Source organism: Ancylobacter radicis (assembly GCF_018449475.1).
Classification (GTDB): domain Bacteria; phylum Pseudomonadota; class Alphaproteobacteria; order Rhizobiales; family Xanthobacteraceae; genus Ancylobacter; species Ancylobacter radicis.
Genome location: NZ_JAHCQH010000004.1, coordinates 247,776 through 260,613, shown reverse-complemented (window position 1 = coordinate 260,613; position 12,838 = coordinate 247,776). Strand labels below are relative to the sequence as shown.

General features: G+C 66.9%; 14 protein-coding genes. 8 read left to right on the top strand and 6 right to left on the bottom strand.

Annotation, left to right across the window (positions count from 1 at the left end; genetic code table 11):
* The first annotated feature begins 189 nt into the window (after nt 1–189).
* The 7 genes from purC (at nt 190) to grxD (ending at nt 5,274) form a co-directional block, all read left to right on the top strand.
* Nucleotides 190–996, top strand: coding sequence for a phosphoribosylaminoimidazolesuccinocarboxamide synthase (purC, locus tag KIP89_RS01415; RefSeq protein WP_213753621.1), 807 nt, complete (start codon nt 190–192; stop codon nt 994–996).
* Nucleotides 997–1,135: 139 nt separating this feature from the next.
* Nucleotides 1,136–1,378, top strand: coding sequence for a phosphoribosylformylglycinamidine synthase subunit PurS (gene purS / locus KIP89_RS01410; RefSeq protein ID WP_213753620.1), 243 nt, complete (start codon nt 1,136–1,138; stop codon nt 1,376–1,378).
* Nucleotides 1,379–1,411: 33 nt separating this feature from the next.
* On the top strand, nt 1,412–1,648 hold the full coding sequence (locus KIP89_RS01405; protein WP_213753619.1) for a hypothetical protein: 237 nt from the start codon (nt 1,412–1,414) through the stop codon (nt 1,646–1,648).
* Complete coding sequence (purQ, locus tag KIP89_RS01400) at nt 1,645–2,343, top strand: phosphoribosylformylglycinamidine synthase subunit PurQ (protein WP_213753618.1); 699 nt, start codon at nt 1,645–1,647, stop codon at nt 2,341–2,343. The genes KIP89_RS01405 and purQ overlap by 4 nt, the downstream gene beginning before the upstream one ends.
* 57 nt (nt 2,344–2,400) lie before the next feature.
* A complete protein-coding gene (purL, locus tag KIP89_RS01395; RefSeq protein WP_213753617.1) occupies nt 2,401–4,611 on the top strand; it encodes a phosphoribosylformylglycinamidine synthase subunit PurL in 2,211 nt (736 codons plus the stop codon).
* Between the two features lie 13 nt (nt 4,612–4,624).
* Entirely contained in the window at nt 4,625–4,858 is a 234-nt protein-coding gene (locus KIP89_RS01390; RefSeq protein ID WP_213753616.1) for a BolA family protein, read from the top strand.
* 77 nt (nt 4,859–4,935) lie between these two features.
* Entirely contained in the window at nt 4,936–5,274 is a 339-nt protein-coding gene (gene grxD / locus KIP89_RS01385) for a Grx4 family monothiol glutaredoxin (protein ID WP_213753615.1), read from the top strand.
* 166 nt (nt 5,275–5,440) lie between these two features.
* Here the strand turns inward: grxD and rpsD are convergent, their stop codons facing one another.
* The 5 genes from rpsD to KIP89_RS01360 form a co-directional block, all read right to left on the bottom strand.
* Nucleotides 5,441–6,058 carry a 30S ribosomal protein S4 gene (gene rpsD / locus KIP89_RS01380; protein WP_213753614.1) on the bottom strand — a complete coding sequence of 206 codons (618 nt, stop codon included), beginning with the start codon at nt 6,056–6,058 and terminating at the stop codon, nt 5,441–5,443.
* Between the two features lie 195 nt (nt 6,059–6,253).
* The gene (locus KIP89_RS01375) at nt 6,254–6,487 is read right to left on the bottom strand and encodes a hypothetical protein (protein ID WP_213753613.1); all 234 of its coding nucleotides are present in this window, start codon (nt 6,485–6,487) and stop codon (nt 6,254–6,256) included.
* 41 nt (nt 6,488–6,528) lie between these two features.
* On the bottom strand, nt 6,529–7,803 hold the full coding sequence (locus KIP89_RS01370) for a lytic murein transglycosylase (protein WP_369807019.1): 1,275 nt from the start codon (nt 7,801–7,803) through the stop codon (nt 6,529–6,531).
* A gap of 107 nt (nt 7,804–7,910) precedes the next feature.
* Complete coding sequence (gene murI / locus KIP89_RS01365; RefSeq protein ID WP_213753611.1) at nt 7,911–8,843, bottom strand: glutamate racemase; 933 nt, start codon at nt 8,841–8,843, stop codon at nt 7,911–7,913.
* A gap of 67 nt (nt 8,844–8,910) precedes the next feature.
* Complete coding sequence (locus KIP89_RS01360; protein ID WP_213753610.1) at nt 8,911–9,789, bottom strand: RNA methyltransferase; 879 nt, start codon at nt 9,787–9,789, stop codon at nt 8,911–8,913.
* Between the two features lie 269 nt (nt 9,790–10,058).
* On the opposite strand from KIP89_RS01360, the gene KIP89_RS01355 reads away from it, so the two are divergent.
* Nucleotides 10,059–11,270: an NADP-dependent isocitrate dehydrogenase gene (locus KIP89_RS01355; RefSeq protein ID WP_213753609.1), complete on the top strand. Its 1,212-nt coding sequence runs from the start codon at nt 10,059–10,061 to the stop codon at nt 11,268–11,270.
* 172 nt (nt 11,271–11,442) lie between these two features.
* Here KIP89_RS01355 and KIP89_RS01350 read toward each other — a convergent pair whose 3' ends face one another.
* Nucleotides 11,443–12,693, bottom strand: coding sequence for a cyclic nucleotide-gated ion channel (locus KIP89_RS01350; protein WP_213753608.1), 1,251 nt, complete (start codon nt 12,691–12,693; stop codon nt 11,443–11,445).
* Nucleotides 12,694–12,838 lie beyond the last annotated feature (145 nt).

Sequence of the window (12,838 nt, the reverse complement as noted above, 5' to 3'; positions counted from 1 at the left end):
TCGATCTGCCGGTTACACGCAAACGCTGTCCTGTTTGTATCCGCACCGCCGATCGGCTAGTGTCCGCCCGTGGGCGATGGTGCCACTGCGAAACGAATCGTCGGCGATACGACATCGCCAGAACGCGTCGCCTCGCGTACACGTGCCGCGCCCCAGCCGTGAACCCGGAACCGGAGCCCCGGCATCCTAATGGACTTCCTCAACCGACGGTACCCACCCATGAGCCGCCGCCGCCGCATTTATGAAGGTAAGGCGAAGGTCCTTTATGAGGGCCCCGAGCCAGGCACGCTGATCCAGCATTTCAAGGATGACGCGACTGCCTTCAACAACAAGAAGCACGACGTCATCGACGGCAAAGGCGTGCTGAACAACCGTATCTCGGAATACATCTTCCTGAAGCTGAACGAGATCGGTGTTCCCACCCACTTCATCAAGCGGCTGAACATGCGCGAGCAGCTCATCCGCGAGGTCGAGATCATCCCGCTCGAAGTGGTCGTGCGCAATGTCGCCGCCGGCTCCCTGTCGACGCGCCTCGGCATCGAGGAAGGCACGCAACTGCCGCGCTCGATCATCGAGTTCTATTACAAGAACGACGCGCTCAACGACCCTATGGTGTCGGAGGAGCACATCACGGCGTTCGGCTGGGCCACCACCCAGGAGATCGACGACATCATCGCGCTGGCGATCCGCGTGAACGACTTCCTCTCCGGCCTGTTCCTCGGCGTCGGCATCCGCCTCGTCGACTTCAAGATGGAATGCGGCCGGCTCTGGGAAGGCGATATGATGCGCATCGTCGTCGCCGACGAGATCAGCCCGGACTCCTGCCGCCTGTGGGACATCAAGTCGAACGACAAGCTCGACAAGGATCGCTTCCGCCGCGACATGGGCGGCCTCGTCGAGGCCTATTCGGAAGTGGCGCGCCGCCTCGGCATCATCTCCGAGAACGAGCGCAACCAGTCCGGCCCGGTGCTGGTGAAGTCCGAGCCCGAAGAGTAGCCAGCCCGCCGGGGGTTGCGACTTCCGGTGGTCTCCCATTCCTGATCGGGCATTGAGCCCGGCGCAGGCTGATGATAGGCGGGGGCCCAGTTGTGCCCCCGTCTGTGTTTTCAACAGCAAGTTTTCACGAGTGGTCCCCATGAAGGCGCGCGTTCTCGTCACCCTCAAATCCGCCGTGCTCGATCCGCAGGGCAAGGCCATCGAGGGCGCCCTGCGCTCGCTCGGTGTGCCCGGCGTCGCCAGCGTCCGCCAAGGCAAGGTGTTCGACGTCGAACTCGACGCCGCCGACCCGGCCAAGGCGGAAGCCACGCTCAAGGAAGCGTGCGAAAAGCTGCTCGCCAATACGGTGATCGAAACCTACCGCATCGAGTTTGTCGGGTGATAGACTGATCCGACGCAAGGGAAGGCCCGGGCCATGGCCGACGTCACCAACGAGCTGATCTATGAGGTCCTGAAGACGATCCAGAGGGATGTCTCAGAGACCCGGCATGCAGTCTCGGAGGTCAAGACGGAGCTGAATGCGGTCCGCGGGCACCTGATCGCCATGCAGCAGGACATCCACAACATCTATGCGACGCTCACGCGGCACGAAGCCCGGCTGGAGCGGATCGAACGCCGTCTTGAACTGACCGAAAGCCCGCTCGTCCCATGAAATCAGCCGTTCTCGTCTTCCCCGGCTCCAATCGCGAGGGCGACGCCGCGCGCGCCCTGACCATGATCACCGGCTCGAAGCCGGCCATGGTCTGGCACGCCGAGACCGCCCTGCCCGCCGGCACCGACCTTGTGGTGCTGCCCGGCGGCTTCTCCTATGGCGATTATCTGCGCTGCGGCGCCATCGCCGGCCGTGCCGCCATCATGGATGCGGTCCGCGAGCACGCCGCCCGCGGCGGTCTAGTGCTCGGCATCTGCAACGGCTTCCAGATCCTGTGCGAGAGCGGCCTTCTGCCGGGCGTGCTGGTGCGCAATGCGCGCCTGCGCTTCATCTGCCGCGAGGCGCTGCTGAAGGTGGAGCGCAACGACACGCCCTTCACCCGCCGCTATGCCAAGGGGGCGGTGGTCCGCTTCCCCGTCGCCCATGGCGAGGGCAATTACACCGCCGATGTCGAGACGCTGAAGCGGCTCGAAGGCGAGGGCCGCGTCGTGTTCCGCTATGTCAGCCCCGGCGGCCAGCGTGACGACACGCAGGTGCTGAACGGCGCGGCGAACTCGATCGGCGGCATCGTCTCCGAGAAGCTGAACGTGCTCGGCCTGATGCCGCATCCCGAGAACCATGTCGACCCGGTGGTCGGACCGACCGACGGACGCGCCCTGTTCGAGAGCATCGCCGGGGCGCTGGAGCGGGCCTGAGAGCATGTCCCTCGCCTGCCGCGCCCTGCCTCGCCCCGCAAACGTAAGACGGCCCGCATGACCTCCTTCGAACCGAAGATCACCCCCGAGCTCGTCGCCGAGCATGGCCTGAAGCCGGACGAGTATGAGCGCATCCTCAAGCTCATCGGCCGCGAGCCGAGCTTCACCGAGCTCGGCATCTTCTCGGCCATGTGGAACGAGCACTGTTCCTACAAATCCTCGCGCCTGCACCTGAAGGGCCTGCCGACCAAGGCGCCCTGGGTCATCCAGGGGCCGGGCGAGAATGCGGGCGTGATCGACATCGGCGACGGCCAGGCCGCCGTCTTCAAGATGGAGAGCCACAACCACCCGTCCTATATCGAGCCCCATCAGGGCGCGGCGACGGGCGTGGGCGGCATTCTGCGCGACGTGTTCACCATGGGCGCGCGCCCGATCGCCGCGCTCAACGCGCTGCGCTTCGGCGATCCCAAGCACCCGCGCACCCGCCATCTCGTCTCCGGCGTGGTGAGCGGCGTCGGCTCCTATGGCAATTCCTTCGGCGTCCCGACCGTGGGCGGCCTGGTCGGCTTCCACACCCGCTATGACGGCAACCCGCTGGTCAACGCCATGGCGGTCGGCCTCGCGGATGCGGACAAGATCTTCTACGCCAAGGCGACCGGCGTCGGCCTGCCCGTGGTCTATCTCGGCTCCAAGACCGGCCGCGACGGCATCCACGGCGCCACCATGGCCTCGGCCGAGTTCGGCGAGGGCGCCGAGGAAAAGCGCCCGACCGTGCAGGTCGGCGACCCCTTCGCCGAGAAGCTGCTGCTGGAAGCCTGCCTTGAGATCATGGAAGCGGGCTGCGTCGTCGCGATCCAGGACATGGGCGCGGCGGGGCTGACCTGCTCGGCGGTCGAGATGGGCGCCAAGGGCGACCTCGGCATCGAGCTCGACCTCGACAACGTGCCCTGCCGCGAGACCGGCATGAGCGCCTATGAGATGATGCTCTCCGAGAGCCAGGAGCGCATGCTCATGGTCATCGCCCCCGGCAAGGAAGAGCAGGCCGAGGCGATCTTCCGCAAATGGGGGCTCGACTTCGCCATTGTCGGCCACACCACCGACGATCTGCGCTTCGTGGTGAAGCACAAGGGCGAGATCAAAGCCGACCTGCCGATCAAGGAACTGGGCGACGAAGCCCCGCTCTATGACCGCCCCTGGGTGGAGACGCCCAAGCAGCAGCGCATCGACCCGGCCGCGCTGGAAATCAGCGCGACCATTCCGGGCGCGCTGGAGCGGCTCATCGGCTCGCCGGACTTCGCCTCCAAGCGGTGGATCTGGGAGCAGTACGACTACCTCATTCTCAACAACACCGCCCAGCGCCCCGGTGGCGACGCGGCCGTGGTGCGCGTGCTCGACGGGCCGAAGGCGCTCGCCATGAGCTGCGACGTCACCCCGCGCTATTGCGAGGCCGATCCGTTCGAAGGCGGCAAGCAGGCGGTGGCGGAAGTCTGGCGCAACATCACCGCGGTCGGCGCCCGCCCGCTGGCGCTCACCGATAATCTGAACTTCGGCAATCCCGAGAAGCCGGAGATCATGGGCCAGCTCGTGGGCTGCCTGCGCGGCATCGGCGCGGCGGCGCTGGCGCTCGACTTCCCCGTCGTCTCCGGCAATGTCAGCCTCTACAACGAGACCAATGGGCGCGGCATCCTGCCGACCCCGACCATTGGCGGCGTCGGCGTGCTCGACGACATCGACACCATGGCGACGCTGGCCTTCAAGGCGGGCGGCGAGGTCATCTTCGTGGTCGGCGAGACCACCGGCTGGCTCGGCCAGTCCGCCTTCCTGGCCGAGATTCTCGACCGTGAGGAAGGCGCCCCGCCGCCGGTCGACCTGGAGCTTGAGCGCAAGAACGGCGATTTCGTCCGCGCGCTGATCGATGCCCGCCTCGTCACCGCCGTGCACGACGTATCCGATGGCGGCCTGCTGGTGGCGCTGGCCGAGATGGCCATGGCCTCCGGCATCGGCGCCAACCTGCTCGCGCCCGAGGGCATCAACCCGCATGCCTACTGGTTCGGCGAGGATCAGGCGCGCTATGTGATTACCGTCGCCAGCGGCGAGAAGGCGCAGGTTCTGCGCCAGGCCGAGATCGCCGGCGTCACCCTGTCGAAGATCGGCGCCACGGCCGGCGACCGGTTGAATATACCGGGCGAGCGCCCAATTGTAATCGACGCGCTGCGCGAGCGGCACGAGGCCTGGCTGCCCATCTATATGGGCGCGGGCATGATGTGAGGGAGCATCAGGGATGGCGATGGAAGCGGGCGAGATCGAACGGCTGATCAAGGACGGTCTGCCGGACGCGACGGTGGAGATCCGCGATCTTGCCGGCGACGGCAATCACTATGCCGCAACCGTCATCTGCGAGAGTTTCCGCGGCAAGAGCCGCGTGCAGCAGCATCAGATGGTCTATGCGGCGCTGAAGGGTCAGATGGGCGGCGTCTTGCACGCCCTTGCGCTTCAGACCAACGTGCCGGACTGAGTGCGGCCGCGTGACCTGATCCGGTCACCGCGCCGCTCAACCTGTTTCCCGCAAGGGACCGCCAAAAGGGCAATGCCATGAGCATCAAGGATTTCATCGACAGCCAGGTGAAGAGCAACGACGTCGTCGTCTTCATGAAGGGCACGCCGCAATTCCCCATGTGCGGCTTCTCCGGCCAGGTGGCGCACGTCTTCAACCTGCTGGGCGTCGACTATAAGGGCATCAACGTGCTCGATTCCGACGAGATCCGGAACGGGATCAAGGAATACACCAACTGGCCGACCATCCCGCAGGTCTTCGTCAAGGGCGAGTTCGTCGGCGGCTGCGATATCGTGCGCGAGATGTATCAGGCGGGCGAATTGCAGACCCTGCTGGAAGAAAAGGGCGTCGTGGTCGCCGGCCGCGCCACCGCCTGAGGCTGTCGCCGCACCACTGAAATATGAGAAAGCCGCCTCTCGGGGCGGCTTTTCTTTTGGCCGGGCTGATCCGCCGGTCCGTTCCCTGCTTGCCTGTCGCTGGCCGAACCAACAAAAAAGCCGCCCCGAAGGGCGGCTTTCTGGTCTCTCGCGATCCGGTGAGGGATCAGCGCGAATAGAACTCGACCACGAGGTTGGGCTCCATCACGACCGGATAGGGCACCTCGTTGAGCTCGGGCACGCGCACGAACTTGGCGGTCGCCTTGGCAGCGTCGACTTCCAGATAATCGGGAGTGTCGCGCTCGCCCGAGGCGGCGGCTTCGATGACCAGCGCGAGCTGCTTCGAGGCTTCCTTGACCTCGATCACATCGCCGACCTTCACCTTGTAGGACGGGATGTTGACGCGGCGGCCGTTCACCTTGACGTGGCCATGGCTCACGAACTGGCGGGCGGCGAACACGGTGGGGACGAACTTGGCGCGGTAGACGACCGCGTCGAGGCGGCGCTCCAGCAGGCCGATCAGGTTGGCGCCGGTGTCGCCCTTGAGGCGCGAGGCTTCAACATAGATGGCGTGGAACTGCTTCTCGCCGATCGAGGCGTAATAGCCCTTGAGCTTCTGCTTGGCGCGCAGCTGCACGCCGAAGTCGGAAACCTTGCCCTTGCGGCGCTGGCCGTGCTGGCCCGGGCCGTATTCACGCTTATTGATGGGGCTCTTCGGGCGGCCCCAGATGTTTTCGCCCATACGGCGGTCAAGCTTGTGCTTGGCCGAAACGCGCTTGGTCATGCGCTGGTCCTCTTCGCAAGGTTGCGGGTTGGATCGCGCCCCCTCCTCTCCTCCCTTTCGGGAAGTGACAGGCCCTGTCCGAACGCGCCGGTCAGGTCCACGGGTGCGTGAAACGTAACACGGGGCCGTTGCCAGCCCCGCGAGTGAGGCGGTGCATAGTCGCAAAAGGCTGGGAGGTCAAGGGTTGAGGGATCGTCAGGGGATAAGCTTGAGGAGGGCGGTCAGCACGCCGACGGCCACAACCAGCATCCCGCCGATCTTGATCGTCAGCCGCTGCTCCAACAGGGCAAGGTCGTCCTTGGTAGCCACACGGTCCTGAAAGGCGTCCGCCAGCGCATCCGCGACACCCTCCGCCTGCTCGGCGGTGAAGTGCGCCTTGTCGCGCAATGTTCTCGCCAGCTTCAGCGTATCAAACGGTATGGCGCCCATCACATGAATATAAGCAGTGCCTCAACCCAATTCCACTCGAATCATCGCCCCTTCTTCAGCGCCGCCAGCACGTCGAGGCTGGCATAGCCGTCCGGCTCCATGCCGATCTTCTTCTGGAAATTCGCCACCGCGCGCATGGTCATGTTGCCCACCCGCCCATCCGTGCCGCCGGTATCGAAGCCGGCGCGGGTGAGGCGGCGCTGCACCTCCTGGATCTCCGCCAGCGTCAGCGCCCGCTCGCCGCCGGGGAAGGGCGTGATGAAAGGCTCGCCGCCCAGCACCCGGTCGCCGAGATGGCAGACGGCCAGCGCGTAGTTCATCGAGGGGTTGTAGCTGCGCACGGCGTAGAAATTCTGCGTCAGCAGGAAGCACGGCCCCTCCGGCCCGACCGGGGCCCAGAGCCGCGCCGTCGCCTTGGGGAAGTCGAACCGCCCTCCCCCCGCCGGGGTGACGCCGGCCTTGGCCCAGTCGGCGACGGCGCGGCGGGTCTTGGCGTCGGCGAGCTTGTCCGGCACCCCGTCCATACGCACCTCGAAGCCCCAGGGCAGGCCGCGCTGGTAGCTGCCGCGCTTGATCAGATAGCGCGAGGAACCGGCCAGCGCGTCCGGCACCGAATAGGGCGAGGGCGCGCCATTGCCGTCATAATCGACGCCGAGATTGAGCCAGACCTCCGGCATCCACTGCGTATGGCCCATGGCGCCGGCCCAGGAACCGTGCATCCCGTCCGGCTCGCCCCAGCCGCGCTGGACGATGGCGAGCGCGTTGAGAAACTCGGTCTCCCAATATTTACGCCGGCGCGGCTCGCCCCAGGCGAGCGCGGCGAGCGCGGGGAAGACCGGCTTCATGTGGTCGGGATCATCGACCAGCTCGCCAAAGGCGCTCTCCATGCCCCACAGGCCGAGCAGCACGTCCGGCTCGACGCCGAAATCGCCCTGCAGGCGCTTCAGCAGCGCGGCGTTCTTCTGCGCCGCCACGCGGCCGGTATTGAGCCGCCAGTCGGAGATGCGCCGGTTGAGATATTGCCAGAGCTGCTCGCGAAATTCCGGCTGCGCGCTGTCCTTGGCATAGACAGAGATGTCCGGCTCCAGCCCGCGTGTCACCCGGTCATAGACCGCGTCGGAAATGCCCTTGGCACGCGCCCGGCCGCGAAATTCGGCCAGCCAGACATCGAACGGCTTGGCGGCCTGCTGCGCCTGCGCGCCGGGCGACAGTCCCAGAAGCCCGGCACCCGCCAGCGCCACGCCGCCCGCGAGCAGATGGCGGCGGCTGACGCCGGATGGAACCACGCCTGTGGCGGGGCGGCCTGTATAGGTCACGAAGGACATTCTCCCGCACATCTGTTCTCAGCCAGCCGATACATCATGCTGGCCGGCCATCATGGTTTCGGCAAGGCGCGGGGCGCACAGGCTCACGCCCGGAGCGGTCACGCCGCCGCGATATCCAGCGCCAGCACCTCGCCGGCACGGGCGGCGCGCCCGGCAATCGATTCGACCAGCGCCGCATCCAGCGGCCGCCCGGTCGAGAACAGGCGCAGCGGCGCCGGGCTCGCGGCGAAGGCGACGGGACCCAGCAGCGCGGTCAGCCGGCGGGCAATGGCGGGCGCCGGGTCGATCCAGCGCACCGGCCAGGGCGCCACCTTCTGGAGCCGGCCGAGCACGAGCGGGTAATGCGTGCACGCCAGCACCACCGCATCGGTGCGCGCTTTGCCCGCGCGCACGAAGGCCGGGGCGATCTCGGCGGCGAAATCCTCATCCGCCACCTCCTCGCCGGCCATGGCGGCCTCCGCCAGCGCGGCAAGGCGCGTGGAGCCGACCAGCGTCACCGCGCAATTGCCGGCGAAGTCGCGGATCAGCGTCTGCGTGTAATCGCGCTTCACCGTGCCGGGCGTGGCGAGCACGCTGACCTGCCGGGTGAGCGAGCTTTCGCAGGCCGGCTTGATCGCCGGCACCGTGCCGACGAACGGAATCGAATGGCGCGCCCGCAGGCTCGGCAGCACCAGCGTCGAGGCGGTGTTGCAGGCGATCACCACGGCGTCCGGCGCGGTGCGGGCGATCAGTGCGTCGATGACCATGCCGAGCCGTGCCAGCAGGGCCGGCTCCTCCCAGGAGCCGATCGGGAAGGCGGCATCATCGGCTGCATAGACGAAGCGGGCATCGGGGCGCGCGCGGGCCAGTTCGCGGAACACGGAGAGCCCGCCGAGCCCGGAATCGAACACCAGTATGGTCGGCGCGCGCAGCGCGGTCGGGGTATGGGTGAGGCTGGGCGACGACGACACGGCGGACGGCCCGCTGGCATGAGGGATCGCGACGCCGAAAGGTCCGCTCAGGGCTGACGCGGGAGACGCCTCGATGCGCATCTGATGTCCTCCATCCCCGGCAGGATTATGGCGCATCGCAGTGTCGCGCATCTTGGTGAACGGAACGTTAGGAGCGTTCGCCCCCGTTCCCGTCCTCGTTCCCGCCCCCGCGCTCATCCTCCTGCCCGCTTTTCTCCTTGCCTATCTCCCGGCCGAGCCGGGCGGCGGTGCGCGCCTCGCGCAGGCCCCGCCCCTCCACCAGCGCCGTGACCATGCCGTGCAGGGTGGCAATGTCCTGCCGGGTCAGCCCGACCCGGTGGAAGATGTTGCGGATGTTGCGGATCGTCACCGGCTTCTTCTGCGGCGAGCGGAAGAACAGCGCCGCCTCGAGTTCGTGCTCCACATGGTCGAAAAAGGCGAGCAGGTCCGCCTTGTCGGCCACCGCATAGCGGTCCGGCGGCTGGAACGGCAGCGCCCCACCCGAGGCGAGCTTGAACCATTCATAGGCGATCACCGCCACCGCCATGCCCAGATTGAGCGAGGCGAAGGCCGGGTTCACCGGCAAGGTGAGGATCACATCGGCGAGCGAGACCTCCTCGGTGTAGAGCCCCGTGCGCTCGCGCCCGATCAGCAGCCCCACCCGCTCCCCGCCGGCGATGCGCCCGGCCGCCTCACGGGCGAACTGGTCGGCGCCGATCACGCTTTTCTGCATGCCGCGCTCGCGGGCCGTGGCGGCGGCGATGAAATTGAGGTCGGCGATGGCCGATCGCAGATCGGGGAAGATCTCCGCCTCGTCGAGAATGCGGTCGGCGCCGGAGGCGAAGGTCACCGCCTTCGGATTCGGCCAGCCTTCGCGCGGATTGACGATGCGCAGCCGCGTCAGGCCGAAATTGCCCATCGCCCGCACGGCCGAGCCGATGTTCTCGCCAAGCTGCGGCTCGACGAGGACAACCACCGGCCCGCCCTCGGGCCAGTCGAGACTGCGATTGGTGCCGGCGCCGGTCATCGGGCGGCCCCGCACTGGGCGGACGAAACGGAAAGGAGGAAGGGCATGGTCATGATGCCCTCCTAGAGCATTTCCCGCCGGCGGGAAATCTCCCCTCGCCGCCCTGGCCGCCCCGCAGATGCGGCGTTGCCGCGAATTACCGCCAAAGTCGTGCCGCGGCGAGCTTTCGCTTGCCGCTGCGGCGCGGTATCACGCCTTCACCGGTGTCGGCTGCGCGGACCGATGCCGAGGCCCCATTACGAAGCGGCATCCGTGCGAGGTAGGAACCCATGGCGAAGATCAAGGTCGAGAATCCGGTCGTCGAACTCGATGGCGACGAGATGACCCGCATCATCTGGCAGTACATCAAGGACAAGCTGATCCACCCCTATCTCGACATCGACCTGGAATATTACGACCTCGGCGTCGAGAACCGCGATGCCACCGAGGATCAGGTCACGATCGACGCGGCCGAGGCGATCAAGCGCGTCGGTGTGGGCGTGAAGTGCGCCACCATCACCCCGGATGCGGGGCGCATGACGGAATTCAACCTCAAGAAGATGTGGCGTTCGCCCAATGGCACGATCCGCAACATCCTCGGCGGCGTGATCTTCCGCGAGCCGATCATCTGCAAGAACGTGCCGCGCCTCGTGCCGGGCTGGACCCAGCCGATCATCGTCGGCCGCCACGCCTTCGGCGACCAGTACCGCGCGACCGACTTCAAGGTGCCCGGCCCCGGCACGCTGACCATCAAGTTCGTCGGCGACGACGGCGCGGTGATCGAGCACGAGGTCTACAAGTACCCGGATTCCGGCGTCGCCATGGCGATGTACAACATCGACGAATCCATCACCGAATTCGCCCGCGCCTCGCTGAATTACGGCCTGATGCGCAAATACCCGGTGTACCTGTCCACCAAGGACACCATCCTGAAGCAGTATGACGGCCGCTTCAAAGAAATCTTCCAGCAGATCTACGAGGCCGAGTTCAAGGCCGAGTTCGAGAAGCACAAGATCTGGTACGAGCACCGCCTGATCGACGACATGGTCGCCTCGGCGCTCAAATGGTCCGGCGGCTATGTCTGGGCCTGCAAGAACTATGATGGCGACGTGCAGTCGGACATCGTGGCGCAGGGCTTCGGCTCGCTCGGCCTGATGACCTCGGTGCTGATGACGCCGGATGGCAAGACCGTCGAGGCCGAAGCCGCGCACGGCACCGTCACCCGCCACTATCGCGAGCACCAGAAGGGCAAGGAGACCTCGACCAACTCCATCGCCTCGATCTTCGCCTGGACCCGCGGCCTCGCGCACCGCGCCAAGCTCGACAACAATGCCGAACTCGCCACCTTCTGCGCCACGCTGGAAAAGGTGTGCGTCGACACGGTCGAGAGCGGCTACATGACCAAGGATCTCGCCCTGCTGGTCGGTGCCGACCAGAAGTGGCTCTCCACCACCGGCTTCCTCGACAAGATCTCCGAGAACCTGGCCAAGGCGCTGGCCTGATCTCTCCCCCGGGACGCGGCTCGCCGCGTCCCGGATTGGACTACTCGTCGGCGCGGCTCACCGCGCCCCGATCTGGACTCCCCTTCGGCGCGGCCTGCCGCGCCCCGGTCTGGACTATCCTTGGCGCAACCTGCCGTGCCCCGGTCTGGCCGGGCTTCGGCGCGGCCCGTGTTCAGCCCGCCCCGGTTTCCGACGCGTCGATTTCCCCGCTGGCAATGTCCGTGCTGCGGTGCAGGGCATGCGGCCCGGCCACGTCCTTGGCCATCGCCGCGATACGCGCACCGACTTCCGGGTGGCGATGCACGATCTCCGCGAGGTCGCCGGCATCCAGCATCAGCAGCATGGAGCGCGAACGCGCCCGCGCCGTTGCCGCCCGCTTGGCCGAGCGCACCAGCGCCATCTCGCCGAAGAACTGCCCCTCGGTCAGCACCACGGTCTCTTCGGCGAATTCCAGCAGAACCTCGCCCGAGGCGATGAAATACATGGAGCGCGCCGTCTCGCCCCGCCGCACGATGATTTCGCCGGGCTGGGCGGTATGGGCGGAAAGCGCCTTGTGGATCTCGCCGATCCCGGCGGCATCGAGATCGGCGAACAGCGGCACGCGCGCCACCATGCCCCAGGTGATGACGAAATCGCGCCGCTTGATCACGTCGACAAAGGCGGTGGCGATGATGCCGACCGGCAGCGCGATCATCACGATGCCGGTGATCATGGTCAGGCTGGCGATCACCTTGCCCACCGACGTCATCGGGTAGGTATCGCCATAGCCGACCGTCGTCACCGTGGTCATTGCCCACCACATGGCGGCGGGGATGGAGCCGAAATGCTCCGGCTGCACGCTCCCCTCGGCGACATACATGGCCGAGGCCGAGATCAGCACGGAAGCGGCCAGCAGCCAGAAACAGGCGATCAGCGACTGGCGCTCGCGGTGCAGCACCTCGAACAGCGACTGCATGCCCGGCGAGTAGCGCGCCAGCTTGACGAAGCGCAGCAGCCGGAAGATCGCCAGCGTGCGCAGTTCGACATGGGCCACCATCGAGAGCAGGAAGGGCAGCCAGGCGATGAGGTCGATGATCGCCGCCGGCGTCACCGCATGGCGCAGCCGCGCCCGTGTCGCCGACATGCCGCGATAGCGCGGATCCTCCGGCGCCGCCCATAGCCGCAGCAGATATTCGAGCGCGAACACCGCCAGCGAGAGAATTTCGAACGTGCGGAAGAACACCATGTCGCGCAGCAGCAGGCTCGGCACCGTCTCCAGCACGGCGACGACGACATTGGCCACGATGAGCACGATGAGGGCGATATTGACCCGCTCGGCGAGCCGATCATGGGCGGAATCGCGCTCGAGAATCTCGTAGCAGCGCCGCCGCTGCGCGAGCCGCCAGGGCGCCGATCCGCCATCGGCTTTCTTCCGGGCCGTCATTCCGGCCTCCTCACGCCCGCGCTTGGCCGCGCCGGGCCACCCGCACCCATGCCGCGCCCCCCAGGGTGAGCACGCGGCCCATTATCATCGTACCCCCGCACAGAACTTCGCCGCGCGGCGCCTTCCCGCCACGACATTAGCCGAA

Excerpts from the sequence above, each read along its gene's own strand:
- purC (WP_213753621.1), top strand. The coding sequence starts at position 190 with ATGGACTTCCTCAACCGACGGTACCCACCCATGAGCCGCCGCCGCCGC.
- purS (WP_213753620.1), top strand. The coding sequence starts at position 1,136 with ATGAAGGCGCGCGTTCTCGTCACCCTCAAATCCGCCGTGCTCGATCCG.
- KIP89_RS01405 (WP_213753619.1), top strand. The coding sequence starts at position 1,412 with ATGGCCGACGTCACCAACGAGCTGATCTATGAGGTCCTGAAGACGATC.
- purQ (WP_213753618.1), top strand. The coding sequence starts at position 1,645 with ATGAAATCAGCCGTTCTCGTCTTCCCCGGCTCCAATCGCGAGGGCGAC.
- purL (WP_213753617.1), top strand. The coding sequence starts at position 2,401 with ATGACCTCCTTCGAACCGAAGATCACCCCCGAGCTCGTCGCCGAGCAT.
- KIP89_RS01390 (WP_213753616.1), top strand. The coding sequence starts at position 4,625 with ATGGCGATGGAAGCGGGCGAGATCGAACGGCTGATCAAGGACGGTCTG.
- grxD (WP_213753615.1), top strand. The coding sequence starts at position 4,936 with ATGAGCATCAAGGATTTCATCGACAGCCAGGTGAAGAGCAACGACGTC.
- rpsD (WP_213753614.1), bottom strand. The coding sequence starts at position 6,058 with ATGACCAAGCGCGTTTCGGCCAAGCACAAGCTTGACCGCCGTATGGGC.
- KIP89_RS01375 (WP_213753613.1), bottom strand. The coding sequence starts at position 6,487 with ATGGGCGCCATACCGTTTGATACGCTGAAGCTGGCGAGAACATTGCGC.
- murI (WP_213753611.1), bottom strand. The coding sequence starts at position 8,843 with ATGCGCATCGAGGCGTCTCCCGCGTCAGCCCTGAGCGGACCTTTCGGC.
- KIP89_RS01360 (WP_213753610.1), bottom strand. The coding sequence starts at position 9,789 with ATGACCGGCGCCGGCACCAATCGCAGTCTCGACTGGCCCGAGGGCGGG.
- KIP89_RS01355 (WP_213753609.1), top strand. The coding sequence starts at position 10,059 with ATGGCGAAGATCAAGGTCGAGAATCCGGTCGTCGAACTCGATGGCGAC.
- KIP89_RS01350 (WP_213753608.1), bottom strand. The coding sequence starts at position 12,693 with ATGACGGCCCGGAAGAAAGCCGATGGCGGATCGGCGCCCTGGCGGCTC.